The organism is Pseudomonas sp. 1L-C-7-B-C1 (assembly GCF_057291635.1).
In genome coordinates this window covers 74,033-100,947 of record NZ_JBXAWH010000007.1, presented here as the reverse complement: position 1 = coordinate 100,947, position 26,915 = coordinate 74,033, and the positions used below count along the sequence as shown (strand labels likewise).

Here is a 26,915-nt window from a genome sequence, read left to right as displayed (position 1 = left end):
GAATGATCAAGTCGGCATAACACCTCTGCCGTGATTACTCGTCATACCCCAGGTTCGGCGCCAGCCAGCGTTCGGTCACGCTCAAATCCTGCTGTTTACGCGCCGTATAGCTTTCCACTTGATCTTTGTCCACCTTGCCGACGGCAAAATACTGGGCCTGCGGGTGGGCGAAGTACCAGCCGCTGACCGCCGCCGCCGGGAACATCGCATAGTGCTCGGTGAGGAACACGCCGCTGACGCCGGGTTTGCCGTCGCCCTGGGCCGGGTCGAGGAGGTCGAACAGCACGCCTTTCTCGGTATGGTCCGGGCAGGCCGGGTAGCCGGGGGCAGGGCGGATGCCGGTGTATTGCTCTTTGATCAGTTCGTCGTTGCCCAACTGCTCGTCACGGGCGTAGCCCCAATATTCTTTGCGCACCTGCTGGTGCAGCCACTCGGCGCAGGCCTCGGCCAGACGATCCGCCAACGCCTTGACCATGATCGCGTTGTAATCGTCGCCCTTGTCCTGATATGCCTTCGACACTTCTTCCGCGCCGATGCCGGCGGTGGTGATGAAGCCCCCGACGTAATCGGTCACGCCGCTGCCCTGGGGCGCCACGAAGTCGGCCAGGGAGAAGTTCGGCTTGCCGTCGGTCTTGATGATCTGCTGACGCAGGTGATGGAGCTTGGCCAGTGGCGCGCCGTTGTCGTCGAGCAGTTGAATGTCGTCGTGATCGACCTGATTGGCCGGCCAGAAGCCGAACACGGCGCGGCTGCGGATCAGCTTTTCGTCGATCAGTTTACGCAGCAGCTCCTGGGCGTCCTTGAACAGCGAGGTGGCCGCTTCGCCCACCACTTCGTCGGTCAGAATGCGCGGGTACTTGCCGGCCAGGTCCCAGGAAATAAAGAACGGCGTCCAGTCGATGTAATCCACCAGCACGTTCAGGTCGATGTCTTCCAGCACCTTGACCCCGGTGAACGTCGGCTTCACAGGCTGGTAGGCGGCCCAGTCGAACTGCGGCTTCTTGGCGATGGCCGCGCCGTAGCTCAGGCGCTCGGTGCGGGCGCTGCGGGCGGACGTGCGCTCGCGCACTTCGATGTATTCGGCGCGGGTCTTCTCGATGAAGCCGGCTTTCAGCTCCTTGGACAGCAACTGCGTCGCCACGCCTACGGCACGGGAAGCGTCGGTGACGTAGATCACCGCGTCGTTGCTGTACTTGGGCTCGATCTTCACCGCCGTGTGCGCTTTGGACGTGGTCGCGCCGCCGATCATCAGCGGCAGGTGGAAATCCTGACGCTGCATCTCGCGGGCGACGTGAACCATTTCGTCCAGCGACGGCGTAATCAGGCCCGACAACCCGATGATGTCGCACTTCTGTTCGCGGGCCACCTGCAGGATTTTCTCCGCTGGCACCATCACGCCGAGGTCGACGATGTCGTAGCCGTTGCAGCCCAGCACCACGCCGACGATGTTCTTGCCGATGTCGTGGACGTCGCCCTTGACCGTCGCCATGAGGATCTTGCCCTTGGCTTCGGGCTTGTCGCCTTTCTCCTCTTCAATGAAAGGGATCAAATGCGCCACGGCCTGTTTCATCACGCGGGCGGATTTAACCACTTGCGGCAAGAACATCTTGCCCGAGCCGAACAGGTCGCCGACCACGTTCATGCCGGCCATCAGCGGGCCTTCGATGACCTCGATAGGGCGCTTGAATGACTGGCGCGAGAGCTCGGTGTCTTCAACGATGTGCGTGGTGATGCCCTTGACCAGCGCGTGCTTGAGGCGCTCGTTGACCTCCCAGCCGCGCCATTCTTCGGTTTCCGCTTCCTTGACCGAGCCGTCGCCCTTGTATTTGTCGGCGAGGGCCAGCAGCGCGTCGGTGCCTTCCGGGTTGCGGTTGAGCACCACGTCTTCCACCGCGTCACGCAGTTCAGCCGGAATCTGGTCGTAGATCTCCAGCTGGCCGGCGTTGACGATGCCCATGGTCAGGCCGTTGCGAATCGCGTGCAGCAGGAACACCGAGTGGATCGCCTCGCGCACCGGGTTGTTGCCACGGAACGAAAACGACACGTTGGACACGCCACCCGAGGTCAGTGCATACGGCAGCTCATCGCGGATGTAGGCACAGGCGTTGATGAAGTCCACGGCGTAGTTGTTGTGCTCTTCGATGCCGGTGGCGATGGCGAAGATGTTCGGGTCGAAAATGATGTCTTCCGGCGGGAAGCCGACTTCGTTCACCAGAATGTCGTAGGAGCGCTTGCAGATTTCCTTCTTGCGCGCCTCGGTGTCCGCCTGGCCGGCTTCGTCGAAAGCCATGACCACCACCGCCGCGCCGTAGCGCTTGCACAACTTGGCGTGATGGATGAACTGCTCGACGCCTTCTTTCATGCTGATCGAGTTGACGATGCCCTTGCCCTGGATGCACTTGAGGCCGGCTTCGATGACTTCCCATTTCGAGGAGTCGATCATGATTGGCACGCGAGAGATGTCAGGCTCGCCGGCAATCAGGTTGAGGAAGGTCACCATGGCCTTCTTCGAGTCCAGCATGCCCTCGTCCATGTTGATGTCGATCACTTGGGCGCCGGCTTCGACCTGCTGCAGGGCGACTTCCAGCGCCTCGGTGTAGTTGTCTTCACGGATCAGGCGGGCGAAGCGGGCAGAACCGGTGATGTTGGTGCGCTCGCCGACGTTGACGAACAGCGAGCTGCGATCAATGGTAAACGGCTCCAGACCGGACAGGCGGCAAGCCTTCGGGATCTCCGGAATCGGGCGCGGCGCATAGGGCGCAACGGCGTTGGCGATGGCCTTGATGTGCGCCGGCGTGGTGCCGCAGCAACCGCCGACGATGTTCAGGAAGCCGCTCTGAGCGAACTCTTCGACCACTTTGGCCATTTCGGCCGGGGCTTCGTCGTACTCGCCGAATTCGTTGGGCAGGCCGGCGTTCGGGTGCGCCGACACATGGGTTTCCGCTTTATTGGACAGCTCTTCCAGGTACGGCCGCAGTTCGCTGGCGCCCAGCGCGCAGTTGAGGCCCACGGAGATCGGCTTGGCGTGACGCACGGAGTTCCAGAACGCTTCGGTGGTCTGTCCGGAGAGGGTGCGGCCGGAAGCGTCGGTGATGGTCCCGGAAATCATGATCGGCAGCTCGAAGCCCAGCTCGTCGAACACGCCCTGAACGGCAAAAATCGCCGCTTTGGCGTTGAGGGTGTCGAAGATGGTTTCGATGAGGATCATGTCCGCACCGCCTTCGATCAGGCCTTTGGTCGCCTCGGTGTAGTTCTCCACCAGTTCGTCGAAGGTCACGTTGCGGTAGCCGGGGTTGTTGACGTCCGGCGACAGCGAGCAGGTGCGGCTGGTCGGGCCGAGCACGCCGGCGACGAAGCGCGGCTTGTCGGGGGTTTCGAGAGTCTTGGCGTCGGCAACCTGGCGGGCCAGGCGCGCGCCTTCCACGTTCAGTTCGTAGACCAGCGCTTCCATGCCGTAGTCGGCCTGGGACACCTGGGTGGCGTTGAAGGTGTTGGTTTCGAGTATGTCCGCGCCGGCGTCGAGGTATTCCTTCTCGATCGCGCCAATCACGTCGGGCCGGGTCAGGATCAGCAGGTCGTTGTTGCCCTTGACGTCGCTCGGCCAGTCGGCAAAGCGCTTGCCGCGGTAGTCTTCTTCCTCCAGTCGATAGCTCTGGATCATCGTGCCCATGCCGCCATCGAGGATCAGGATTCGCTGTTGAAGAGCCTGCTGGAGTGCTTGAAGACGCGCGCTGCGATCTGACATGAGGTTACCCGGATGAAAAAGTACGAAATAAGATGGCGCTGAAAGGTGCGAAATAATAGCAAACCTGCGCGGATTTAAATCATTCCGGGATTTACATGAATTATGTTCATGTTGGAGGCCGTCGTCGGACCTGCAATCGCGTCCTGCGTGCAACTCCATCGTTAGCGCGGAATAGCCCCGCTGACACTGCCTCAAACGCTGAAACCCTTATAAAACATGGCGCGCAGCCATTATGCAGCCCGTCAGTGAAGCCGAACCTTTTTGCAACGTCTGAAGTCGGACGTTGGGAGTCGCTCTTCGGCACCCGCTCTTTTTGAGTGTGGGATTGAAGGTCAATCCAGACGAAGCAAGAGGTTGCAGATGTTGATTTCGGTTCAGGCCCTGCGGGCACTCGCCGCGTGGGCTGTTGTGTGTCACCACTTCATGCAGATTTTTTTCGACTTCCATCCGAGTGGGCCGGTCGGCCGTTTTTTCACTGAAAAAGGTGCTGTCGGCGTCGACGTCTTCTTCGTTATCAGCGGTCTGGTCATTTACCTTTCGACCGTGGACAAGGACATTCCTGCCGGCCGCTTCATGCTCAATCGGGTGATTCGCATCGTCCCCGCGTATTGGCTGTACACCCTGGTGATGGGCCTGCTCGTGGTCGTCGCACAGCCGCTGTTGCCCCATCAGGTGGTCGACTGGCAGAGCTTCGTCTTATCGCTGTTGTTTATCCCTTCGGAAAACCCTGGCGGTTACGGCCTCTATCCCACCCTGAACGTGGGCTGGACGCTGAATTACGAAATGTTGTTTTACGTGCTGTTCTCGATGGTCTTCCTGTTTCAGCAACGGCTGCGCCCGCTGATCCTGGCAGCGGCATTGTTTGCCATTACCGACGTGCTGGGTCGCTCCGGGCTGGTCAGCCGGTTCTATGCCAATGACATCGTGTATGAATTCCTGCTTGGCATCTTCGTGGGTGTGATCTACCGCCGGGGCTGGATCAGCGAAAGGCTGTGGTTGCCCTTGATCGCAATCGGCGCTGCGCTGTTCACCATCGACCACCTGCAACCGGCGCCACGCATCATCAATTGGGGCCTGCCGAGCGCGGTGATCGTCGTCGCCTGCATCTCCCTCGAACCCTATCTGCGCAATTACCGCCTGCTGAAAACCATGGGCGACTGTTCGTACTCGGTTTACCTGCTCCACGTGCTGGTGCTCTATGCGGGATGGCTGGTGAGCGAGCGCTACGGCGTTAACCCCTATCTGGTCTTCGCCGTCTGCGTGCCAGTCATCGCGCTCGGGGCGTGGCTCAGTTATGAGTGGATCGAGAAGGGGCTGTACCGGCGCATGAAGGGCTGGCTGGACCAGAGAAGGGCGAGCAAGGAGGCGGCGCTGTCGTGACAGGCGCCGGGCAGTCGATGGGTCGCTTACCCGACTAATTTACTAGGGCTTTGTCAGGCGCAGTTGATTGGCGTAAACTGCGCCCCACGTCTGCGAGGAATTTTCATGACCGCTATTACGATTACCGATGCCGCCCACGATTACCTGGCTGATCTGCTGGAAAAGCAGAACACGCCCGGCATCGGCATCCGCGTGTTTATTACCCAGCCTGGCACCCAATACGCTGAAACCTGCATTGCCTATTGCAAGCCAGGCGAAGAGAAACCCGAAGACACGGCCATTGGCCTGAAAAGCTTCACCGCCTGGATCGACGCATTCAGCGAAGCGTTTCTGGACGATGCCGTGGTCGATTACGCCACCGACCGCATGGGCGGACAGCTGACCATCAAGGCGCCGAACGCCAAGGTGCCGATGGTTAACGCCGACAGCCCGATCAACGAACGCATTAATTACTACCTGCAGACCGAGATCAACCCAGGGCTCGCCAGCCATGGCGGTCAGGTGACTTTGATCGAGGTTGTGGAAGAGGACGCGGCCAATGTCGCCATTCTGCAGTTCGGCGGTGGTTGCCAGGGTTGCGGCCAAGCGGATGTGACGCTCAAGGAAGGCATCGAGCGCACCCTGCTGGAACGCATCCCCGAGCTGACCGGTGTGCGTGACGTGACTGACCACACCCAGAAAGAAAACGCGTATTACTGAGAAGTGATGGCGTGGCAAGCAAGCCCCGACTGGTTCGGGGCTTTTTTGTGGGCGCTCGCCAAGGTCTAGAAGCGCACGCTAGGGCCTGAACACATGGGCGTGGCCCGCGCGATACAGCGATGATTCGCTAAACACATCGTTGCCCAGCACCCGTCCCACCAAAATCAGCGCGGTGCGGCGGAACCCCTTGATCCGCACCTTTTCCTCGATGTCCGCCAGCGTGCCGGTGACCCAGTCCTGATCCGGCCAGCTGGCCCGATGCACCACGGCAATCGGGCAATCGGCGCCGTAGTGTGGGGTCAGCTCGGCGACGATCTTGCCCAGATTATTCACTCCCAAGTGAATCGCCATGGTCGCCTGATGCTGCGCCAGATCACCGAGGGCTTCGCCTTCTGGCATGTCGGTTTTGTCGGCGTAGCGGGTCAGGATCACGCTCTGGGAAATGTCCGGCAGCGTCAGCTCCGTGCCAAGCAATGCAGCGCACGCCGCGGTGGCAGTGACGCCGGGAATGATTTCGAAGGGGATCTGCAGCTCGCGCAGGCAGCGGATCTGCTCGCCGATGGCGCCATACAGGCTCGGATCGCCCGAGTGAACACGCGCCACATCCTGGCCTTGCGCATGAGCGGATTTCATCAGATCGATGATCTGCTCAAGGTGCAACGAAGCGCTATTGGCGACCTGAACCGCCTGATGCCCTTCCAGCACCGCTTCAGGCACCAGGGAGCCGGCGTAAATGATCACCGGGCAATTGCGGATCAGCCGCTGACCTTTAACAGTGATCAGATCCGGATCTCCCGGCCCGGCGCCGATGAAATAAACAGTCATGGGGTGTCCTGATTGGAATTCATTGGAGCACTGACTCGTCGAATGCATTATCCCTGAGCGCACTCGGTCTGACTTTGTAGGACTCGCTTTAGCCGGGAAGGGGCCCTCGGGCACACCATCAAAATCTGCGGTGTGACCACTGACGCCTTCCCGGCTAAAGCCGGTCCTACAGTTTGAGCCGGTCCTACAAGGGTTGGCCGGTCCTACAAGATTGCGGTTGCCAGCGCAAATGTCGCATGGGGGCTTTTTCGGCGGGGGATGGCCAGGGTCACGGGCGCGCCGGTTAACCGGGTCGCCATCGCCAGCGCCGCGCTTTCCGCCACGCCGTAGCAGCCGGTGCGTTCAAAGGCGATGTCCGAACGGTACGTCAGCTGTGCCTCGTAAGCCGCCAGATCCCCCGCGCTGAAAAACCCGATCGTCAGCTCCAGCTCATGACCCAGTGCCAGCAATCCCGCCTCAGCCGACTTGCCGTCAATGGAGGCGAGGCCGGCAACGTCCTTTAGCTCAAGCTGACATTCGCGCAAACCATCCTCCATCAACTGCCGAAGCTCCAGCGCCGAACAGCCGCGCTGGCAGCCCAGACCGACCACCCACAGCGGCCGTTCGCGCAACTCGTTCACAGAGCAGGGTTCAAACCGGCTTGCGTCGCGGGCGTGTCACTGCGACGAAACAGCCAGGCGCTGATCCAGCCCAGGGCAATCCAGAAAACCGCATTGGTCAGCAGCGACGCAATCTTGAATTGCGCTTCAAGGGCTTCCGGGGCGAGTGCCGAATGCACCGCCGGCTGAGGGGCGCCGACGATATGCGGCACCACCAGAATCATTGCGCCCACAACCTTCAAAAGCCAGTGCCGGGCAAACACCAACAACGCCAACCCTGCAGCCGTGGAGGCAGCAGTGCCCACCCACCAGATCTGCCGTTGGGTCAGGTCCGCCGCGACGGTGCCGGGCAGTTCGGGCGGCAAACCAAGAGTGGGCGCCAGCACGAATACCGCATAACCGGCCAATCCCCACATCACGCCTTCGCGGGCACTGGTCGGCGTACGCAGGGTGTACAGCGCCGCCAGCATCAAGGCGAACCCGACCGCGACCACCAGATTACCGCCGGTGGTGGACAGCACGCGCTGCCAGCCGTCTTCCGGCTCCCAGGCTTCGGCGTCATGGACGTGGCCGGCTATCGCACCGTCGCCGTGCTCGTGCATCTCAGTAGCCGGGGCCTTTTCGTAGGTCTCCGCCTGCAGGATCAGTGGCGCCACCGAGAAGCTCTGCAGCAGTGTCAACAACAGGGCGGCGAGCAGTCCGGTGAACCCGGCCGTTTGCGCAATTCGCTTGAACATGGCGGCAGGTCTCAATGGCAAGGGAAGGCGGAGCTGTGACGGGTGTCGTGTGCCGCGTTGTGCACCGCATCGATGTGGGAGAAACCGGCGAAGTACACCAGAAATGCGCCGAGAAACATCGCGCTGACGGCGGCAACAAGGCGCTGGCTTTGCGTGGCAGTCACGGCCGTTGTGGTGTTGCCGGCGGTGCCGGACGTCTGGCGGGGTGTGCTGATGGACATGGCGCTTCCCTCTGAAGTGGTTTCAGCGGACGGAAAGGCGCAAGGGCACCGCAGGCGAATGCCGGCAGTGCTCAACAGCGCCCGCCCACCGCGGGTTGTTATGGTGTGTTGTCGGGCCGGTCTCCGGGCTCGCGAGGGGCACATGCATCAGCCGTTACAGCCATCGTGCCTTCAAGAATCGCCTTCCCATATCGATGCCGACACAGTGGATCTGACTCTTCACTCGCTTACCGTTGCGGGGGCAGCACCGGACTGATGCACACCCGAAGGTCTGCACGCACCGGTTTCCCGTTTCACCCTGTGAAGGGCACCCGTAACAAGGTGTGTAGAAGACCACGCACGGTTCGTGTCGTCAATCGTGGGGTCATTCGCTGCGTCAATCGGCGCGGCAATCACTGCAACGGCGCGATTGACCGGCCTGCGGTCACTGCGTAGCCTTGCGCACTTGAGGTTCGCCGGCCGCCTTTTCATGTATCAAGGCCACCGGCGCTAAGAAGGGAATGCGGTTTCAAGCCGCAGCTGCCCCCGCAACTGTAAACGGACAGGTTCATTGCACAGCCACTGCGCGAGCGGGAAGGCGCGATGAATGCCAGTCGCCTGACGATGCCTGTCAGCAACCGGCCGCCGTGAGCCAGGAGACCTGCCTCGAATCGGACCGCTTGCAAGCGGCCGAGGCATTCCACTACAACCGGGCGGGGTGATCCGGTGGCGAATCGAACCGCGCGCCTGCTTCCGCCGGCCTGCGCTGTTTTCGTCCTCGTTGCCCCGCCGCACGCCTGAGGGCAACCGATGAAAACACTGGCCAAACTTCCCGTCACCATCGTCACCGGCTTTCTCGGCTCGGGCAAAACCACCTTGCTGCGGCACATGCTCGACAACGCCGAAGGCCGACGCATCGCCGTCATCGTCAATGAATTCGGCGAGTTGGGCATCGACGGCGACATCCTCAAGCAGTGCACCATCGGCTGCACCGAAGAAGAGGCCGTCGGTCGCGTCTACGAACTGGCCAACGGCTGCCTGTGCTGCACCGTTCAGGAAGAGTTCTTCCCGGTGATGCAGGAGCTGGTCGCCCGCCGCGGCGATCTCGATCACATCCTCATCGAAACCTCGGGCCTGGCCCTGCCGAAGCCGCTGGTGCAAGCCTTTCAGTGGCCGGAAATTCGCAACGCCTGCACCGTCGACGCGGTGATCACCGTGGTCGACAGCCCGGCCGTGATCGCCGGCACCTTCGCCGCGTTCCCGGATCAGGTCGACGCTCAGCGCAAGCTCGACCCGAACCTGGACCACGAATCGCCGCTGCACGAGCTGTTCGCCGACCAACTGGCCAGCGCCGATCTGGTCGTGCTGAACAAGGCCGACATGCTCGACGCCGATGCGCTGGCAGCGGTGCGCGCGGAAGTTGCCGAAGAATTGCCGCCAGCAGTAAAAATCGTCGAAGCGAACCGAGGCCAGCTGCCGATCAGCGTGTTGCTGGGGCTCGGCGCCGAATCCGAGCTGCACATTGATGGCCGCAAGACCCATCACGATCACCACGAAGGCGACGATCACGATGATCACGACCATGACGCCTTCGACTCCATCTCCATTACGCTGCCCCAGGCGGATGAATCGCTGTTGCTCGACGCGCTGACCCAGGCCGTCGTCCAGCACGGCATCCTGCGCGTCAAAGGCTTCGCTGCAATTCCCGGCAAACCCATGCGCCTGCTGGTGCAAGGCGTCGGCACGCGCTTCGACAAGCATTTCGACCGCGCCTGGAAGCCTGACGAAGCCCGGGAAACCCACTTGGTGCTGATCGGCCAGGAACTGGACGCCGGCGTCCTCGAAGCGCAATTGCGCGCTGCACTCTCAGGGACCAAAGGCTAACCATGCACCTGCTGCGCACTCAGCCCGGCGGCTTCGTTCCCGACGACAGCATCGCTGACCTGGGCCAGACCCCCGCCGAGCTGGTGATCCTGTGCAGCGCCGACTCGAATCTGGCCCTGCTGGCTGAAACCGCGCATCAACTGCCGGGTGACTACCCGAGCCTGCGCCTGGCCAACCCGATGCAGGTGCAGAATCATGCATCGGTGGATTTGTACGTGGACGAGGTGCTGCGCCACGCCAAAGTCATCCTGATTTCCCTGCACGGCGGCATCGGCTATTGGCGTTACGGCGTCGAGCGGCTGGTGGAGCTGGCGGCCAAAGGGGTGAAGCTGATTCTGGTCCCGGGCTGTGATCGGCCAGACCCTGAGCTGAGCGGCCTGAGCACGGAATCTGCCGAAGACCGTGATCGGCTCTGGCATTACCTGCGTCAGGGCGGCAAGCACAACGCGCTGGCGCTGTTCAACTTCATCGCCACACGCTGGCTGGGCGGCGACTATCCCTGGGTCGAGCCGCAAACCCTGCTGCGCACCGTCATTTACCACCCGCGGAACACCAACGCCGATTTGGCCCGCTGGCAGGCCGACTGGCGCGAGGATCAGCCGGTCGCCGCCGTGCTGTTTTATCGCTCCCACCTGCAGGCGGCCAACACCGGCTTCATCGATGTGTTCTGCGAGCGCTTGTCGGCACAGGGCCTGAACCCGTTGCCGATCGCTGTTGCCAGCCTGAAGGAAGCCGGCTGCATGAGCGCGATACAGGACTGGCTCGACGAAGTGGACTGCGAGGTCATTATCAACACCACCGGGTTTGCTCAATCGAACCCGGAAGCGCCGGATGTGCGGCCGTTTCGCCGGGACATCCCGGTCATCCAGGCCATCTGTGCCCAGGACAACGAACCGGCCTGGCAGGCCAGCGCCCAAGGGCTGGGCCCCCGCGACCTGGCGATGCACATCGCGCTGCCGGAACTGGACGGTCGCATCATCAGTCGGCCGATCAGCTTTAAGGACCTGGCCTGGCACAGCGAGCGCAGCCAGTCCGACGTGGTCTGCTACCGCGCCCAGCCGGGGCGCATGGATTTCGTCGCCGAACTGGCCCGGCGCTGGGTGTTGCTGGCCCGCACGGCCAACGCCGACAAGCGCGTGGCGCTGATTCTCGCCAACTACCCGACCCGCGACGGGCGCATCGGCAACGGCGTCGGCCTCGACACGCCGGCGGCCGCGCTGAACATCCTCAAGGGCATGCAGGCCGAGGGATACCCGGTCGAGGAGTTGCCCGAGACCGGCACCGCATTGATTCACGCGCTGCTCGGCGGTGTCACCAATGACCCGGACAGCCTCGATCAGCGGCCGTGCCATCAGAGCATGGCCATGGACGAGTACCTGGCTGCTTTTCAGGCGTTGCCTGAGGCCAATCGCGACGCCGTGATGGCTCGGTGGGGCGCGCCGCAGACCGATCCCATGTGTCGCGACGGGAGGATGATGATCGCCGGCCTGCGTTTCGGCATGACCTTCGTCGGCATTCAACCGGCGCGGGGCTACAACGTCGATCACAGCGCGGTGTATCACGATCCTGATCTGGTGCCGCCCCACGGTTACCTGGCGTTCTACTTCTGGCTGCGCAAACGCTATGGCGCCCACGCCGTCATCCACGTCGGCAAGCACGGCAATCTGGAGTGGCTGCCAGGCAAAGGGGTCGGTTTGTCCGAGCACTGCTGGCCCGACGCGATCCTTGGCCCAATGCCGAATATCTACCCGTTCATCGTCAACGATCCGGGCGAGGGCGCACAGGCCAAGCGCCGCACCCAGGCGGTGATCATCGACCACTTGATGCCGCCGCTGACCCGCGCCGAAACCTACGGCCCGTTGCGCGACCTTGAACTGCTGGCCGACGAATATTACGAAGCGCAGCTGCTTGACCCGCGCCGTGCCCGGGAGCTGCAAAAGGACATTCTCAGGCTTGTGCGCGAAACCCATATCGACCGCGAACTGGCGATGGACGGGGACGCCAGCAGCGAGGCCGATGCCGCCGTGTGGTTGCCGCGCCTGGACACCTATTTGTGTGACCTCAAGGAATCGCAGATCCGCGACGGCCTGCACGTGTTCGGCGAGTCGCCCACTGGACGGCTGCGCATCGACACGCTGCTGGCGATGGTGCGCGTGCCTCGCGGCGATGGTCGCGGCGGTCAGGCGAGCCTGTTGCGCGTTTTGAGTCAGGCGCTGGCACTGGATTTCGACCCTTTGGACTGTGACCTCGGCGCGCCGTGGACCGGCGATAAACCTCAGGTATTACATGAGGTCAGCGCTGAACCGTGGCGCACCACGGGTGACACCCGCGAGCGGCTGGAGCTGCTGGCCGCGCAGATGATTGAGCAGATCGCCTTTGGAATCGAGGTGAGTAATCGCTTTGAAAACAAAGGTTTATCCGAAGTTGTTGATTCTCTGCATGAAGTCGTGATCCCGCGCCTCGACGCCTGTGGTCCTGCAGAGATGTCCAACCTGCTCGGCGCGCTAAGTGGGCGTTTCGTCCCGGCCGGGCCAAGCGGCGCCCCCAGTCGCGGACGGCTGGACGTGTTGCCCACCGGGCGCAACTTCTTCTCGGTGGACGTAAGAAACCTGCCGACCATGACCGCGTGGCGCATTGGTTTCCAGTCGGCGAATCTGTTGCTGGAGAGGCACTTACAGGACCATGGTGATTACCTCCGTCAGCTGGGTCTTTCGGTGTGGGGCACGGCAACCATGCGCACAGGCGGCGATGACATCGCTCAGGCCATGGCGTTGATGGGGGTGCGTCCGGTGTGGGCGACGGGCAGTCAGCGCGTGGATGATTTCGAAATCCTGCCCTTGAGCCTGCTAGATCGGCCTCGGGTCGATGTGACCCTGCGGGTGTCCGGTTTTTTCCGCGACGCGTTCGCCAACCTGATCCGCCTGTTCGATGCGGCGGTGCAGGCCGTCGCCGCGCTGGACGAGCCCGACGACATGAACCCTCTGGCGGCGCGCGTGCGCCAGGAGCGCGAGCAACTCCTGCGCGACGGTCTGGATGCCGATCAAGCGGCGAAGCAGGCCGGCTGGCGCATCTTCGGCGCCAAACCGGGGGCGTATGGCGCGGGGGTGCAGAACGCCATAGACGGACGCTTGTGGCAAAGCCGCGACGACCTCGCCGAGGTCTACCTGAACTGGGGCGGCTACGCCTATGGCGGCAGCGACGAGGGCACGCCGGCCCGTGACGGATTTGCCAAGCGGCTGAGCCAGGTTCAGGCGGTGCTGCAGAATCAGGACAACCGCGAACACGACCTCCTGGATTCCAACGACTACTACCAGTTCCAGGGCGGCATGCTGGCGGCGGTGGAAAGCCTGTCCGGCGAAAAGGTCGCCAGTTATCACGGCGACCACAGCCAGCCCGATCTGCCGAAAATCCGCACGTTGAAGGAAGAACTCAACCGGGTGGTGCGCTCGCGGGCGGCCAATCCGAAGTGGATCGAAGGGGTCAAGCGCCACGGCTACAAGGGCGCGTTCGAGATGGCGGCGACGGTGGATTTCCTGTTCGCCTTCGACGCCACCACCGAACTGATCGACGACCACCAATACGCGCTGCTCGCCGACGCCTATCTGCTGGACGCCTCCACCCGCGATTTCATCCAGCAGCACAACCCCGACGCATTGCGGGACATGACCGAGCGCATGCTCGAAGCCCAGCAGCGCGGCTTGTGGCAGGAGCCGGGCGAGTACCGCGAGGCGCTGGAGAATCTGTTGCTGGACATCGAAGAGTCATGAGCCTGGATGAGTGCATGCCCGGCAGTGCGCACAGCCACCTGACGGGCTTGAACAACGTGACTGACCTGCGGCTTGACGAGAATCGAACATGACCGACACCCCACATTTTCCCTTGGCCGCCGTCGTCGGTGCCGATGACCTGAAGCTCGCCTTGTGCCTGACCGCCATCGACCCGAAAATCGGCGGCGTGCTGATCGAAGGGCCCCGCGGCATGGCCAAATCGACCCTGGCTCGAGGGCTGGCGGATCTGCTGGCCAGCGGTCAGTTCGTCACGCTGCCGCTGGGTGCCACCGAAGAGCGGCTGGTCGGTACGCTGGACCTTGACGCGGCACTGGGCGAGGGCCGCGCGGCTTTCTCCCCTGGGGTTCTGGCGAAGGCGGACGGCGGCGTGCTGTACGTCGATGAGGTTAATCTGCTGCCCGACCATCTGGTCGATCTGCTGCTGGATGTGGCCGCCAGCGGCGTTAATCTGGTGGAGCGCGACGGCATCTCCCATCGCCACGCGGCGCGCTTCGTGCTGATCGGCACCATGAACCCCGAAGAGGGCGAGCTGCGGCCGCAATTGCTCGACCGTTTCGGCCTGAACGTGGCGTTGAGCGGGCAGACAGTGCCGCACCAGCGCGGGCAGATCATTCGCCGCCGGCTGGATTTCGACGCCGACCCTGAAGCGTTCTGCGCGCAATGGGCCCCGCAACAGCAGGCATTGAAGGCCCGTTGTGAAACCGCCCGTGAACTATTGCCGAGCATCGAGCTGGATGACGTCAGTCTGGGCCTGATCACCGAGCGTTGTTTTGCCGCCGGGGTCGACGGTTTGCGGGCGGATCTGGTCTGGTTGCGCGCGGCCCGTGCCCATGCGGCCTGGCGTGGCGGAGCCAATATCACTGAAGCGGACATCGACGCCGTGGCTGATTTCGCCCTGCGCCACCGTCGGCGCGAGCCGCAACCCCCCCATCACTCCCAGCCTCAGCCGCCTGCGCCGTCAGAGCAAAACCCGCCGACACCCGATGACGGTGCTCGGCCGCAACATGACGCGCCAGAATCAGGCGAGGGCAATTGGGGCGAGCTACCCGCTCGCAGCGTGCAAACCGGTAATCGCAAAGAAGTGCCCCGCTGGCCAAAAAAGCCCTAGGCATTCGCCCCCGCCTGTCGAAGGGGGCGAATGCCAGCCCTCGACCGGGCGCAGCGGGTGGCGGTAAAAATGGCGCCGCACGCTCAGGTGCAGACGGCGCCATTGCCTGGCTGCCGACGTTGCTGCGCGGCCGCCCTCGGGTTCGTGCCGATCTGGTGCATCAACCCCGCAGTCGCCGGCCGGAACAGCTCTGGCTGGTGATCGTCGACACGTCGGCATCGACCCGACGCAATCAGGCGTTGAGTCAGGCGAAGGGGTTATTGGCAGGGGTGTTCGACGGTGCCTATCGGCAGCGCGCCAGACTGGCGTTGCTCACCGCCAGCGGCACGGGCGCCCGCTGGCAGCATCAGGGCCTGAAGGCCAGCGCTACGTTGCAGCCCTGGCTGGATGCATTAGGCGCTGGGGGCGGCACGCCGCTGTTTGATGCGATCAACCAAGCCGCGGCCTGGTCAGCCAAGCGGCAGAAGCGCTGCCCGGCGGAACAGCAACGGGTGCTGATTCTCACGGACGGGCGGGTCAAGGACATGCCGGTGCTATCCGCACGACCGGCGCAGCCGCTTCCGTTGTTCAGCGGCCCCGTGCTGCTGATCGACATCGAGCGCGGGCCCATCCGACTGGGCCGCGCCCGGGACATCGCCGCGCAACTAGACGCTGACTACCGCCACATCGACGAGTGCTGAGCGCGCGTCGCCGGCAGGTGTGTGATCAGCAGGTCTCAGGCCGGCATGGTCCACGGCTCAAGGCTGTAGCCTTCACCGCTGATCTCCGCACGGGCCTGTTCAAGAAACTGCGCCAGTTGCTTCGGATCGGAGTAGGCGCTGCTGGGGATCTGCTTGCGGCCAATGCGGGTGCTGGTGCGGTCGACGACCGTCAGGCTCAGCTCGCCGTTGCCATCCTGTGGGGCCCAGGCCACGCACTGGAAGGGTTCAAAGGCGTGACCGGCAATCAGCAAAGCATCGTTGAAGCGCAAGGGGGCGTTCATGGACTGTCCTCAAAGTGCCCGTATCCGTGGTGCACCGGCGGCGGGCGTTTCGCTCGGTGGTGACTGGTGTCGCTACCTGTACTGATGACCGTCCCCCACGACTGAGTCACACCCATTCCTGAAATTTCCTGATTTATTTTGAACGAAGGTTAGGTCGCGCTTCCTTCCCGCGCCTGGGTGAGCTGTTCCGGCGCCGGGGTTTTCATGCCCAGCGACGCTCGATCTCGCACGCTGCTGCTAAGCACGTTTCGATCTTAGGCTTATAGAGAATCGATCCAAGGGCGTGTCAAAAATCTTGCTATGGTGTCAATCGGCCTTCACAAGCCACTGTTTATAAGAACGTTTTCTCCATGGATCACTACGCGACCCCGGCGCCAAGGAATCAAACATGCATGATCTGGCCTCCATCCGCCGCCTGCTGATCGTCGAACCGTGCGAGGAATGTCTGCAGCTGGTCCCCGGCTTGCGTATCGCGGGTTGGGATGTCGACAGCTGCACCCTGCAAGAGGCGGCGTTGCGTCCCTGCGACGTAGGCCTTATCCGCCTGCTGCCCGAGCATTTCGCCCACCCCGAAGTGGTCAAATCCCTTATTTCCCGAAGCAACACCGAATGGATCGCCGTGCTGACCAGCGAGGACCTGCGCCGCGAGCACATCGGTGATTTCGTCTGCGAATGGTTCTTCGATTTCCATACCTTGCCCTTCGATGTCGCGCGGGTGCAGGTCACGTTGGGCCGCGCCTACGGGATGGCGCGACTGCGAGCCAAAGACGCCAGCCATTCCAATGGTTTCCCTGTTGGCGAGAACCCGGGGCAGCAACTTCTGGGGGAAAGCCGGCCGATGCGCGAGTTGCGGCGTCTGCTGGGCAAGCTGGCGCCCACTGAATCGCCAGTGCTGATTCGAGGCGAAGGCGGGACAGGCAAGGAATTGATCGCGCGCACGTTGCATGGACAATCCCAGCGCCGCGAGCAGCCCTTTATTTCGGTCAACTGCGGGGCGGCTTCGAACGGTTTGCTGCAGGAAGAGCTCTTCGGCGACGCAGGGGAGACAGCCGACGCATCACGCCAGCGCAAGCCGGGGCGCATCGAAGAAGCCAACGGCGGCACTTTGTTTCTCGACGAAATTGGCGATCTGCCCCTGGACGTGCAGGCCAACCTGCTGCGGTTTTTGCAGGATCGGCACATCCAGGTGGCCGGCGATCGCATCCCGGTCGATGTACGGGTCCTGGCGGCGACCCACGTCGACCTGGAAGCGGCGATTCGCATGAAGCGTTTTCGTGAAGACCTGTATTACCGGCTCAATGTGTTGCAAGTGAGCACCGCACCTTTGCGTGAACGGCACGGCGATCTGGCGTTGCTGGCCAATCACTTCGCTCAGTTCTACAGCCGGGAGACCGGCCGGCGGGCGCGCAATTTCAGTCAGGACGCGCTGGTCGCCATGGGCAAGCACGACTGGCCCGGCAACGTGCGGGAGCTCGAAAACCGGGTGCGTCGCGGGCTGGTGCTCGCAGAGGGGCGGCAGATCGAAGCGTTTGACCTCGGCTTACTGGGTGAAGAGGAAATCAGCTCCAGCATGGCCACCCTGGATGAGTACAAGTCCCGGGCGGAACGGCAAGCGCTGTGTGATGTGTTGACCCGTCACAGCGACAACCTCAGCGTAGCGGCCAAAGTGCTGGGCATTTCGCGGCCCACGTTCTATCGCTTGCTGCACAAACATCAGATTCGTTGATCTGGCGTCGGGCGATTTATGCCCCGACGCCCACCTTCCGGCTGTTTTGCATTCAGCCGTTGATCAACCGGGCGACCCGCTGCAGCACATGTTCGTTGCGGTCGCTCCAGCTTCCTTCAATCACAGCGAAAGGCTGCCCGTGGGCCACCAGCCATTGCCGGCTGGCCTCGAAGAATGCCTGGCGTTCGCCCAGATCCGGCTGGCAGCGCTGACCGTCTCCGACCCATTCGACGCCGTCGGGCGATAGCAACAGGTGCAGATCGTACTGGCGCTCGACGAGGGCGGCTTCGAGCCAGGCCGGGCAGTCGTTGAACAGCGTACGACTCCAGAGGATGTTGCTGAGTAAATGGGTGTCGAGGATCAGCAGTGCCGGCTTGACTGCGCGGGCGGCGTCTTCCCGTGCCAGTTGCTCGTGAGCGATGACATCGATGTCGGCGTAAACGGTGTCCCGCTGCACCTCATCGATGTATTGGCGGACGTATTCGCCCACCAGCACGCCACCGAACTGTCGTTGGATCTCTTCCGCCAGCCAGCTCTTGCCGCTGGATTCGGGCCCTGTCAGTACCAGCACTTTCATCCCGGTCAACGCGCCAGCGCAGGGTCGGCGCGCCAGTCACGCCAGCCTTGCACGGCGAGCAGGGTGAACAGGGCATAGAGGCCGGCGGTGAGGTACAGCGCCTTGTAGAGAAACAGACCAACAAAGATGACGTCGAGGAGGATCCACAGCGGCCAGCACTGCACGCGCTTTTGCGCCATCCAGACCTGCGCCACCAGGCTGTAGCCGGTCAGTGTGGCGTCAAGCCAGGGTTGCGCAGCGTCGGTGAAGTGGGCCATGGCCGCGCCAAGCACGAGGCTGACTACCGCGCCGGCGGCCAGACTGAGCAACAGACTGCCGCTGCCCAGCGAGGTTACGAGGCGGCCGGTGTCTGCCGCGCCCCGTCGGGTCCACTGCCACCAGCCGTACAGCTGCAGCCCGGCGTAGACCACCTGCAGCAGCATGTCGGAGTAAAGCTTCACGTCAAAGAAGATCCAGGTGTAGAGCAGCACCATGACCAGGCCGATCGGCCAGCACCACGGGTTCTGTTTGACTGTCAGCCAGACGGCAATGACACCGAGTGCAGCGGCGAACAGCTCAAGCCCAGACATGGCAACTCCTGAAGAGACGGTGGAAAACGGGTCGGCGATTGTAGGCGCTTTATCGCCCGAGGTGGGGGGCGATGATGCGTCGGAAGCGTCTGAAAAGGCAGCGGAAAAGCGTCAGGGCATCCAGTGGCGCTCATAGAGAAAATGTAACGGGCACGGGGCGAACGTCAAAGGCTTCGCGCCAGTATTGATGCTAGCGCGTTCGTCAGAAAGGTCTGCTAGCATCGCCGCGCTCATGCCCGAGCCAGACCGCTTCAGCGTTCATGCTTTTTTTACGCGCGACCGTTTATCGTTCGCGCAACAGTTTGTAATACAAATCAAGAGAGCCTTGCCATGAGCAGGTTCCAGCCGGGGGAATGATGGATCTTTGGACCGCTGCACAGGCGCTGATACTTGGGGTTGTAGAAGGGCTGACGGAATTTCTGCCGATCTCCAGCACGGGCCATCAGATCATCGTCGCTGATCTGATCGGCTTTGGCGGCGAGCGCGCGATGGCGTTCAATATCATCATTCAACTGGGGGCGATCCTCGCAGTGATGTGGGAGTTTCGCCGCAAGATCCTCGACGTCGTCAGCGGTTTGCCGACGCGGCCCGAGGCGCGCCGATTCACCCTCAACCTGATCATCGGCGTGCTGCCGGCCATGGTGCTCGGGGTGCTGTTTTCCGACCTGATCCACGAATACCTGTTCAACCCGGTCACCGTGGCCGTTGCGCTGGTGGTCGGCGGCTTCATCATGCTCTGGGCCGAGCGCCGCGAGCATGCGATTCACGCCGAAACCGTGGATGAGATGACGAGGGTGGATGCTTTGAAGGTCGGCTTCGCGCAATGCCTGGCGATGATCCCCGGCACCTCGCGGTCGGGCTCGACCATCATCGGCGGGCTGCTGTTCGGCCTGTCGCGCAAAACCGCTACCGAGTTTTCGTTCTTTCTGGCGATGCCGACCATGATCGCGGCTTCGGTGTACTCCGGTTACAAATACCGAGACCTGTTCCAGCCCGACGATTTGCCAGTGTTCGCCATCGGCTTCATCGCCGCGTTCATCTTCGCGATGATCGCCGTGCGCGGCTTGCTTAAGTTCATCGCCACCCACAGCTACGACGTGTTCGCCTGGTACCGCATCGCCTTCGGTTTGCTGATTCTGGCGACCTGGCAATTCGGCTGGGTCGACTGGTCCAGCGTGCAGGGCTGATCTTTCAATGACTCAACGCTTTGAACCGCAAAACCCGGGTCGACCGGCTGCTGGCAAGCCTGTTGCGGTGCGCTTCTTGAAACTCAAGCTCCTGGCGCTCTTGTTGCTGTGCGGCTTGCCGGTTTACGGGGTCGTGACGTATTGGACGCGCGGCGGCAGCTGGCTGCCGGCGGCGATCTACGCGCTGATGAGCGTTATTGCCTTTGCCTTGTACGGCTACGACAAGCAGCAGGCCCGGCACGGCGGCCAGCGTACGCCGGAAAAGCTGCTGCACGGGATGGAACTGCTCGGTGGCTGGCCCGGCGCACTGCTGGCCCAGCAGGTGTTCCGCCACAAGACCCGCAAGTTTTCCTACCAATTGGTGTTCTGGCTGATTGTGCTGCTGCATGAATTATTCTGGATCGACCGTCTGCTGTTCGGCGGTCGCCTGATCTCGCGCCACCTGTTTTAAACGAATCACCTACGACTCTGGACGGGCGCGGTCACAGCTTCAGTGCCACCTGCCGGCGCTTCGACAGTTTGCCGACCACTAACTGGTGGGAGCGGGTCAGCAATTCCTTCAACTCGTCTTCGCCCATGGCGAACGGATAGGTGAGGGTGATCCAGTGGGCGCGGGCGAGGTACGGCGCAGGTCGCACGCCCGGACGGTCGACGTAGCCGAGGAACAGCTCGGTGCCGACCTTGAACGACAGGTCGTTGCCCGCCAGGCCCATCACGGCGAACATTTTGGTGTCTGCGACGGAGAACACCCTGATGCCGCCCCATTTGTAATCCTCTCGCGCGCCCGGAAGATTCAGGCAGAACGCGGCGACGTCTTCAATTTCCATCGGCTGTGTCCGGTTTCAAAGGGTGCATTCACGCACGGATTGGCGAGTGTATCGCAGTCGAAGCTGCTCCTTTCCCGCCCAGGCATCAGCGGGAATAACGGGTGAAGATAAGGTCGGCCGCGGCCGGCAGTTTGTTGTGACAGGCGAAGCAGGTGTTGGCGAGTTTCTCGCTGGGGTTGGCTTTGCCCTCTTCGAATTGCCCATAACCCCAGCCGCCGGTGCTGGCAAAGCGTTTCGAATCCTTGATTTCAATCTGCACGTTGGTCGGGTCCCCCGCGACGAACGATTGCTCACGACCGAAGACCGCGTTGTTCTGTGCCGACACCTCGTAGTTGTAGGCAAGGCGGGCAATGATCGCGCCGTCCGGAAATGGCCGGGTGCCGTCTCTGAAGGCTTGCATGGCGATGTCGTTGCCGAGGATGACCCGGATGTCCTGTTTGTCCCCGGCTTCATGGGCGATGCTCACGAACGGCCAGTCGCGGTACCCCGGTGGCAGCGTTACGCCAAACACCGGCGAGGCGTCGGGTGGCGCGTCCTGGGGTGATTCAGCCCGCGCATCGGATGACAGCCCGAACTCCGAAAGCCCGAGCCATGTAAGACCGATCAATGCGGAGAGCGCGCTGGCGGTCACCGAGGCAAAACGCATGTTCCGGGTCATCACAGATTCTCCCGTGGGTAGACAAAGGTGAACGCAGCGTTGAATGGCGCTTCGGCGGTGGGGGCAGGACTTCAGAGCTGATCTATCGCCGCACGCCGATCATCCCGCGATCTGAAAGGCAGCGGAATGACCCAATCCCGCAATCCAGCATTGCACGGGGCGAAATGATCCGGCGGCGCGCGGGCCTTCAGGCGTTACACGGGCTGATGGATGCGAGCGCCATTGGACGCCAGGTCCGCCAGAATCGGGCAGTCCGGGCGGCGGTCGCCCTGGCAGTGGCTGACCAGGTTCTGCAGCGTGTCGCGCAGCCCGGCCAATTCCTCGATTTTCTGATTGAGTTCGGCTATGTGCTGGTGGGCCAGCGCCTTGACGTCGGCGCTGGCGCGGCCGCGGTCCTGCCACAGGGTCAGCAGTTTGCCGACCGCTTCCAGGGAAAACCCCAGATCCCGCGAGCGTTTGATGAACGCCAGGGTGTGCAACTCGTCCGGGCCGTACAGGCGGTAACCGCTGTCGGTGCGGGCAGCGGCAGGCAGCAGGCCGATGGATTCGTAATAACGAATCATCTTGGCGCTTAGGCCACTGCGTTTGGCGGCTTGTCCGATGTTCATGACGCGTCTCCCGTGTGGTTGGGCTTGTCTTTGGGGTCGTCTTTGGGTGTCCAGGTTTTCAACAGCAGGGCGTTGCTCACGACGCTGACACTCGACAAGGCCATGGCCGCGCCGGCCAGCACCGGATTGAGCAGGCCGAACGCGGCCAGCGGAATGCCGATCAGGTTATAGAAGAAGGCCCAGAACAGATTCTGGCGGATCTTCGCGTAGGTCTTGCGGCTGATGTCGAGGGCGGCGGGAATCAGCCGTGGGTCGCCGCGCATCAGGGTGATGCCGGCGGCATGCATGGCGACGTCCGTGCCGCCGCCCATGGCGATGCCAATGTCGGCAGCGGCCAGGGCGGGGGCGTCGTTGATGCCGTCACCGACCATCGCCACCACGCCGGTTTTCTTCAGGGACACGACGGTCGCGGCTTTGTCGGCAGGCAAGACCTCGGCGTGCATGTCGCTGATGCCCAGAGCCTGCGCGACGATTCTCGCACTGCCGCGATTGTCACCCGTCAGCAAGTGGCTGCTGATGTGCCGGGCGTTCAGTTGCGCGATGGCCTCAACGGCGCCGGTCTTGAGCGTGTCGCCGAAGGCAAACAGGCCCAGCACCTGACGCTGCGGGCTCAATTCGATGAGCCAGGACAGCGTGCGGCCTTCCGCCTCCCAGGCCAGAGCGCGCTCGTGCAGGGCGTCTCCGGTCAGGCCGCTTTCTGGCAGCAAGCCGCTTTCCTGCAGCAGGCGCTGATTGCCCAGCGCCAGTTCGCGGCCACCCAGGGTGCCAGCGATCCCGCGCCCGGCCAGCGCGCGGCTGTTGCTGACGGTCTCCAGCTGCAGGCCGCGCTCTGTGGTCACGTCCAGCACCGCTTTGGCCAATGGGTGTTCGCTGCCACGCTGCAGCGCACCGGCCAGTTCGAGCACGTTGTTTTCATCACCGTCGAGCGCGACCATGTGGGCAATGCGCGGCGTGCCGGAGGTCAGCGTGCCGGTCTTGTCGAACACCACCGTGGTGACTTCATGGGCGCGTTCCAGGGCTTCGGCGTCCTTGATGAGGATGCCGTGGCGTGCGGCCACGCCGGTGCCGGCCATGATAGCGGTGGGCGTGGCCAGCCCCAGCGCGCAGGGGCAGGCGATGACCAGCACGGTGACGGCGTTGATCAATGCGCTCTCCAGCGAGGCACCGGCCATCAGCCAGCCGGCCAGTGTGGCGATCGCTATCAACAAGACCACCGGCACGAACACCTGACTGACTTTGTCGACCAGCTTCTGAATCGGCGCCTTGGCAGACTGCGCGGCTTCCACCAGACGGATGATGCGGGCCAGTACGGTTTCCGCGCCCAGCGCCCGGGTGCTGATCAGCAGCCGACCTTCGCCATTGATCGCGCCGCCAGTGACCCTGTCGCCGGGCTGTTTCGGCACCGGCAGGCTCTCGCCGCTGATTAGGGCTTCATCGGCGTGGCTCTGGCCTTCGATCACCTCGCCATCCACCGGAAAGCGCTCGCCGGGTTTTACTACCACCGTATCGCCGACGCTCAATTCGCTGATGGCGACGTCCACTTCCTGCCCGTTCACCAGCCGGATCGCGCGGTCGGGGCGCAAGGCTTCCAGCGCCCGAATCGCGCTGGCGGTCTGGCGCTTGGCGCTGCTCTCCAGGTATTTGCCGAGCAGGACCAGGGCGATGACCACCGCCGACGCCTCGAAGTACAGGTGCGGCATCGTACCGGGCGCAGCGCTTAGCCACTGGTAAACGCTCAACCCGTAACCGGCGCTGGTGCCCAGCGCGACGAGCAAATCCATGTTGCCGGCGCCGGCGCGCACGGCTTTCCACGCGGCTATGTAAAAGCGCGCGCCGAGGAGAAATTGCACCGGCGTTGCCAGGGCGAACTGCAGCCATGCCGGGAGCATCCCGTGGACGCCGAACAGTTGCAGGATCATCGGCAGCACCAATGGCAGCGCGAGAATAATGGCCACGACCAACTGCCAGCGCTCGGTGTCGTGACGTTGGCGCTGGTCGGCCTGCTGGACGGCTGAATCCTGAACGAGGCTGGCGCCGTAGCCCGCCTTGTCGACGGCGGCTAACAGCACGGCGGGATCGATCTGCCCGCTGACCTCGACGTGGGCGCGCTCGTTGGCGAGGTTGACCGTGGCGACTTGAACGCCCGGCACTTTGCGCAGGGCGCGCTCGACCCGGCCTGCGCAGCTGGCGCAGGTCATGCCGGTAATGGGCAGATCGAATGTGGCGGGACTGGGCATCGTGGACACTCCGGTGAGTCGAATGGCAGTAAGGATCAACCTTGCCCTTCTGGCAAGGTCAAGGGGCGTGCCGTGATGGTTTTTTTCTGGCGGATCGTTTGCCCGGGGCATGCAGGACAGCCCATTTGCAACCTGCGACAATCTCAGCCCTTTTGGCCAGGCGAGCGGCATACCGTGTACGACTTCAACGATTTGTACTACTTCGTGCAGGTGGTCGAGAACAAGGGGTTCGCCGCCGCCGCGCGCAAGATCGAGGTGCCGAAGACCAAGCTCAGTCGGCGCATCGGGCAACTGGAGGATCGCCTGGGTGTGCGGCTGATCCAGCGCACCACGCGCAAGTTCACCGTGACCGAGGTGGGGCTGGATTATTACCGGCACTGTGTGGCGATGCTGGTGGAGGCCGATGCCGCCGAGAAGGTGGTCGAGCAATCGCGGTCCGAACCCCAGGGCATCGTGCGCATCAGTTGCCCGCCGGCACTGGGGGCCATGGGGGTGAGCGACACGATCGCCAGGTTTCTGGTGCTGCACCCGAAAGTGCAGGTTCAGGTGGAGAGCACCAACCGTCGGGTAGATGTGTTGGGGGAGGGCTATGACATCGCGCTGAGGGTGCGGTTTCCGCCGCTGGACGATGAGAATCTGGTGATGAAGGTGTTGGGCGAGAGTGTCCAGAAGCTGGTGGCGCGACCGTCGTTGGTGGAGGGTTTGTCGCTGCGTACGCCGCAGGATTTGCTGGGGCTGCCGAGTATGGATCTGGCCCCGGCAAACCGGGATCACCGCTGGGCGTTGATCGGGCCGGACGATAAGCGGGTTGAGGTGCCCCATCAGCCGCGCTTTGTGACGTCTGATCTGGATGCGTTGCACCGGGCGGCGGTTGAGGGGGTGGGGGTGGTGCAGATGCCGGAGATCATGATTCGGCATTCGTTGCATGAGGGGCGGCTGGTTGAGGTGTTGCCGGGGTTTCGGCCGCCGAGCGGGTTGATTCATGCGGTGTTCCCGTCGCGGCGGGGGTTGTTGCCGTCGGTGCGGGGGTTGGTGGATTTGCTGGCGGAGGATTTTGGGGTGAATGCGAAGGCGGATCGGGAGGCATGTGAGTTGGCGGGGCATCTTTGAGCTCTTTGAAGATCCAGATCCAGATCAACGTCTTTAAGGTCAAGGGCGTCTGCCTGGGGGCAGACTGTTTCGCCTTCGGCGACTTACTTTTGAAAAGCACCAAAAGTAAGCAAAAGTGCCTGCTCCTGGTTGGGCCCTTCCTTCGTCAGGGTTCCTTCACTCCGGTCTCGCTCCGTGGGCCCGCGCCGAACGGACATCCATGTCCTGACGGCGCTCTCGCCGCATCCATGCGGCTCGGCCCACGGAGCGAGACCTGCGTTCAGCCTGCACCCAAGTCGCGATTTGTGTCGTCTGGGAGTTATGTGTTTGAAGATCAAGATCAAGATCAAAAGCAAAGCAACAGCTTCCCGGCTGAAGCCGGTCCTACGAGAGACACCGCCGGTCCCACAGGGTGTCCGCGTTGCTTTTTAGTGGGACCGGCTTTAGCCGGGAAGGGGCCAGTGTGGAGGCCGTGAATGTCAGGGTTTTCGAGGATCCCTCAAATAGCGTCGGCGCTTCATCTTTTTATTGTCCTGCATGTGGGACGATCTATCGCATTTACCCCCTCTAATCACGCATTGGTTCGCACGGTAGGATGACGCCACTTGATCGCCAGGCGGCGATTCTCACCTTGGGGAGCACCTTATGAAACTCTTGCACATCGATTCCAGCATCCTCGGCGATCACTCCGCTTCGCGTCAGTTGAGCCGCAGTGTTGTTCAGTCATTTACCGCCATCACCCCGGATACTCAGGTGGTTTACCGCGACCTGGCGAATGAGCCGCTCAGTCATTTCTCCGGTGCGACACTGGCCGCTGCCGGTACGCCGGTGGAAGGTCGTGATGCGTCACAGAAGCTGGAAGTGGAGACGAACGAAGCCACGCTTGAAGAGTTCCTGTCGGCTGACGTGGTGGTCATCGGTGCGCCGATGTACAACTTCAGCATCCCGAGCCAGTTGAAGGCGTGGATCGACCGGATCTGTGTAGCCGGCCGCACCTTCCGTTACACCGAAGCGGGCCCGGAAGGTCTGTGCAAGGGCAAGAAAGTGATCGTCGTTTCGACGACGGGCGGTCTGCATCAGGGCCTGCCGAGTGGCGCGGGCCATGATGATTTGCTCAAGGTCGTATTCGGTTTCATCGGCGTCACCGATCTGCAGTTCGTCGTGGCCGAAGGCCTCGCTTATGGCGACGAGCCGCGTGCCGCCGCCATGGCCGCTGCGCAGAAAAACATTAGCGAAACGCTGTTCGCCTAAGCCCGGGCACTCGCAGGGATACATTCGACGGTCCCCGGTGAGATAAGCCCTCAGCAGCCGAGGGGACAGATTAATTTACGGTGAAGCGCTGTAAATAAATCAGTCCCCTCGGCTTTTGCGTCCTGTCATTCAGCCCAACGACAGCCTTTATGACATCTTTGCGCGTAATCTCCTTGCAGCACCGTAGAATGCCGGCCTCTTCGGTCCGTTCTGCGTCAAGCAGTGGCCATTCTCTTTAA

Annotated in this window: 23 protein-coding genes and 2 riboswitches; of the genes, 11 read left to right on the top strand and 12 right to left on the bottom strand. The window is 62.7% G+C overall.

The features are described 5' to 3' along the window. Nucleotides 1–34: 34 nt before the first annotated feature. Nucleotides 35–3,745, bottom strand: coding sequence for a methionine synthase (gene metH, locus AC0Z8Z_RS12750; RefSeq protein WP_485619347.1), 3,711 nt, complete (start codon nt 3,743–3,745; stop codon nt 35–37). A 360-nt stretch (nt 3,746–4,105) separates the two neighbouring features. Between metH and AC0Z8Z_RS12745 the strand changes: the two genes are divergently transcribed. Both AC0Z8Z_RS12745 and nfuA read left to right on the top strand, forming a co-directional pair. Next, on the top strand, nt 4,106–5,125 hold the full coding sequence (locus AC0Z8Z_RS12745; RefSeq protein ID WP_485619346.1) for an acyltransferase family protein: 1,020 nt from the start codon (nt 4,106–4,108) through the stop codon (nt 5,123–5,125). A 105-nt stretch (nt 5,126–5,230) separates the two neighbouring features. After that, nucleotides 5,231–5,824: a Fe-S biogenesis protein NfuA gene (nfuA, locus tag AC0Z8Z_RS12740; protein ID WP_122538502.1), complete on the top strand. Its 594-nt coding sequence runs from the start codon at nt 5,231–5,233 to the stop codon at nt 5,822–5,824. A 78-nt stretch (nt 5,825–5,902) separates the two neighbouring features. On the opposite strand, the gene cobM is transcribed toward nfuA, so the two are convergent. From cobM to AC0Z8Z_RS12720, 4 genes are all read right to left on the bottom strand, one after another. Next, nucleotides 5,903–6,649, bottom strand: a complete 747-nt coding sequence (gene cobM, locus AC0Z8Z_RS12735) for a precorrin-4 C(11)-methyltransferase (protein ID WP_485619345.1) — start codon at nt 6,647–6,649, stop codon at nt 5,903–5,905. Between the two features lie 203 nt (nt 6,650–6,852). Further along, nucleotides 6,853–7,269, bottom strand: coding sequence for a cobalamin biosynthesis protein (locus tag AC0Z8Z_RS12730; RefSeq protein WP_485619344.1), 417 nt, complete (start codon nt 7,267–7,269; stop codon nt 6,853–6,855). Beyond that, the gene (locus tag AC0Z8Z_RS12725) at nt 7,266–7,985 is read right to left on the bottom strand and encodes a CbtA family protein (protein WP_485619343.1); all 720 of its coding nucleotides are present in this window, start codon (nt 7,983–7,985) and stop codon (nt 7,266–7,268) included. Before AC0Z8Z_RS12725 ends, AC0Z8Z_RS12730 begins: the two co-directional genes overlap by 4 nt. Nucleotides 7,986–7,996: 11 nt before the next feature. Then, nucleotides 7,997–8,206, bottom strand: coding sequence for a CbtB domain-containing protein (locus AC0Z8Z_RS12720; protein ID WP_485619342.1), 210 nt, complete (start codon nt 8,204–8,206; stop codon nt 7,997–7,999). A gap of 97 nt (nt 8,207–8,303) precedes the next feature. Further along, a riboswitch (cobalamin riboswitch) is annotated at nt 8,304–8,536 on the bottom strand. A 101-nt stretch (nt 8,537–8,637) separates the two neighbouring features. Next, nucleotides 8,638–8,868, top strand: a riboswitch (cobalamin riboswitch). 127 nt (nt 8,869–8,995) lie between these two features. Here AC0Z8Z_RS12720 and cobW point away from each other — a divergent pair. The 4 genes from cobW (at nt 8,996) to AC0Z8Z_RS12700 (ending at nt 15,645) form a co-directional block, all read left to right on the top strand. Continuing rightward, complete coding sequence (cobW, locus tag AC0Z8Z_RS12715; protein ID WP_485619341.1) at nt 8,996–10,069, top strand: cobalamin biosynthesis protein CobW; 1,074 nt, start codon at nt 8,996–8,998, stop codon at nt 10,067–10,069. A 2-nt stretch (nt 10,070–10,071) separates the two neighbouring features. Beyond that, complete coding sequence (cobN, locus tag AC0Z8Z_RS12710; protein WP_485619340.1) at nt 10,072–13,836, top strand: cobaltochelatase subunit CobN; 3,765 nt, start codon at nt 10,072–10,074, stop codon at nt 13,834–13,836. An 88-nt stretch (nt 13,837–13,924) separates the two neighbouring features. Next, complete coding sequence (locus AC0Z8Z_RS12705) at nt 13,925–14,965, top strand: magnesium chelatase ATPase subunit I (RefSeq protein ID WP_485619339.1); 1,041 nt, start codon at nt 13,925–13,927, stop codon at nt 14,963–14,965. Between the two features lie 101 nt (nt 14,966–15,066). Continuing rightward, complete coding sequence (locus AC0Z8Z_RS12700; RefSeq protein WP_485619454.1) at nt 15,067–15,645, top strand: vWA domain-containing protein; 579 nt, start codon at nt 15,067–15,069, stop codon at nt 15,643–15,645. A gap of 35 nt (nt 15,646–15,680) precedes the next feature. On the opposite strand, the gene AC0Z8Z_RS12695 is transcribed toward AC0Z8Z_RS12700, so the two are convergent. Then, entirely contained in the window at nt 15,681–15,947 is a 267-nt protein-coding gene (locus AC0Z8Z_RS12695) for a hypothetical protein (RefSeq protein ID WP_062381945.1), read from the bottom strand. 388 nt (nt 15,948–16,335) lie between these two features. On the opposite strand from AC0Z8Z_RS12695, the gene AC0Z8Z_RS12690 reads away from it, so the two are divergent. After that, a complete protein-coding gene (locus AC0Z8Z_RS12690; protein ID WP_485619338.1) occupies nt 16,336–17,673 on the top strand; it encodes a sigma-54 dependent transcriptional regulator in 1,338 nt (445 codons plus the stop codon). Nucleotides 17,674–17,725: 52 nt separating this feature from the next. Here AC0Z8Z_RS12690 and AC0Z8Z_RS12685 read toward each other — a convergent pair whose 3' ends face one another. Beyond that, nucleotides 17,726–18,250, bottom strand: a complete 525-nt coding sequence (locus AC0Z8Z_RS12685; RefSeq protein ID WP_205483068.1) for an AAA family ATPase — start codon at nt 18,248–18,250, stop codon at nt 17,726–17,728. 5 nt (nt 18,251–18,255) lie between these two features. Continuing rightward, nucleotides 18,256–18,819 carry a nicotinamide riboside transporter PnuC gene (pnuC, locus tag AC0Z8Z_RS12680; RefSeq protein ID WP_205483069.1) on the bottom strand — a complete coding sequence of 188 codons (564 nt, stop codon included), beginning with the start codon at nt 18,817–18,819 and terminating at the stop codon, nt 18,256–18,258. Between the two features lie 356 nt (nt 18,820–19,175). Here pnuC and AC0Z8Z_RS12675 point away from each other — a divergent pair, with 356 nt between their 5' ends. Then, entirely contained in the window at nt 19,176–20,006 is an 831-nt protein-coding gene (locus AC0Z8Z_RS12675) for an undecaprenyl-diphosphate phosphatase (RefSeq protein WP_485619453.1), read from the top strand. Between the two features lie 7 nt (nt 20,007–20,013). Then, nucleotides 20,014–20,457 (top strand): DUF1294 domain-containing protein, encoded by a 444-nt coding sequence (locus AC0Z8Z_RS12670; protein WP_485619337.1) that lies wholly within the window; start codon nt 20,014–20,016, stop codon nt 20,455–20,457. A 31-nt stretch (nt 20,458–20,488) separates the two neighbouring features. Here the strand turns inward: AC0Z8Z_RS12670 and AC0Z8Z_RS12665 are convergent, their stop codons facing one another. The 4 genes from AC0Z8Z_RS12665 to AC0Z8Z_RS12650 form a co-directional block, all read right to left on the bottom strand. Then, nucleotides 20,489–20,833, bottom strand: a complete 345-nt coding sequence (locus AC0Z8Z_RS12665; RefSeq protein ID WP_485619336.1) for an MmcQ/YjbR family DNA-binding protein — start codon at nt 20,831–20,833, stop codon at nt 20,489–20,491. A gap of 85 nt (nt 20,834–20,918) precedes the next feature. Then, on the bottom strand, nt 20,919–21,491 hold the full coding sequence (locus tag AC0Z8Z_RS12660; protein ID WP_485619335.1) for a cytochrome P460 family protein: 573 nt from the start codon (nt 21,489–21,491) through the stop codon (nt 20,919–20,921). A gap of 194 nt (nt 21,492–21,685) precedes the next feature. Next, complete coding sequence (cueR, locus tag AC0Z8Z_RS12655) at nt 21,686–22,099, bottom strand: Cu(I)-responsive transcriptional regulator (protein ID WP_122538532.1); 414 nt, start codon at nt 22,097–22,099, stop codon at nt 21,686–21,688. Beyond that, the gene (locus AC0Z8Z_RS12650; protein ID WP_485619334.1) at nt 22,096–24,336 is read right to left on the bottom strand and encodes a heavy metal translocating P-type ATPase; all 2,241 of its coding nucleotides are present in this window, start codon (nt 24,334–24,336) and stop codon (nt 22,096–22,098) included. The genes cueR and AC0Z8Z_RS12650 overlap by 4 nt, the downstream gene beginning before the upstream one ends. A gap of 174 nt (nt 24,337–24,510) precedes the next feature. Between AC0Z8Z_RS12650 and AC0Z8Z_RS12645 the strand changes: the two genes are divergently transcribed. Together AC0Z8Z_RS12645 and AC0Z8Z_RS12640 are read left to right on the top strand one after the other, a co-directional pair. Continuing rightward, nucleotides 24,511–25,446, top strand: a complete 936-nt coding sequence (locus AC0Z8Z_RS12645) for a LysR substrate-binding domain-containing protein (RefSeq protein ID WP_485619333.1) — start codon at nt 24,511–24,513, stop codon at nt 25,444–25,446. Between the two features lie 624 nt (nt 25,447–26,070). After that, the gene (locus AC0Z8Z_RS12640) at nt 26,071–26,676 is read left to right on the top strand and encodes an FMN-dependent NADH-azoreductase (protein WP_172612506.1); all 606 of its coding nucleotides are present in this window, start codon (nt 26,071–26,073) and stop codon (nt 26,674–26,676) included. Nucleotides 26,677–26,915: the final 239 nt, after the last annotated feature.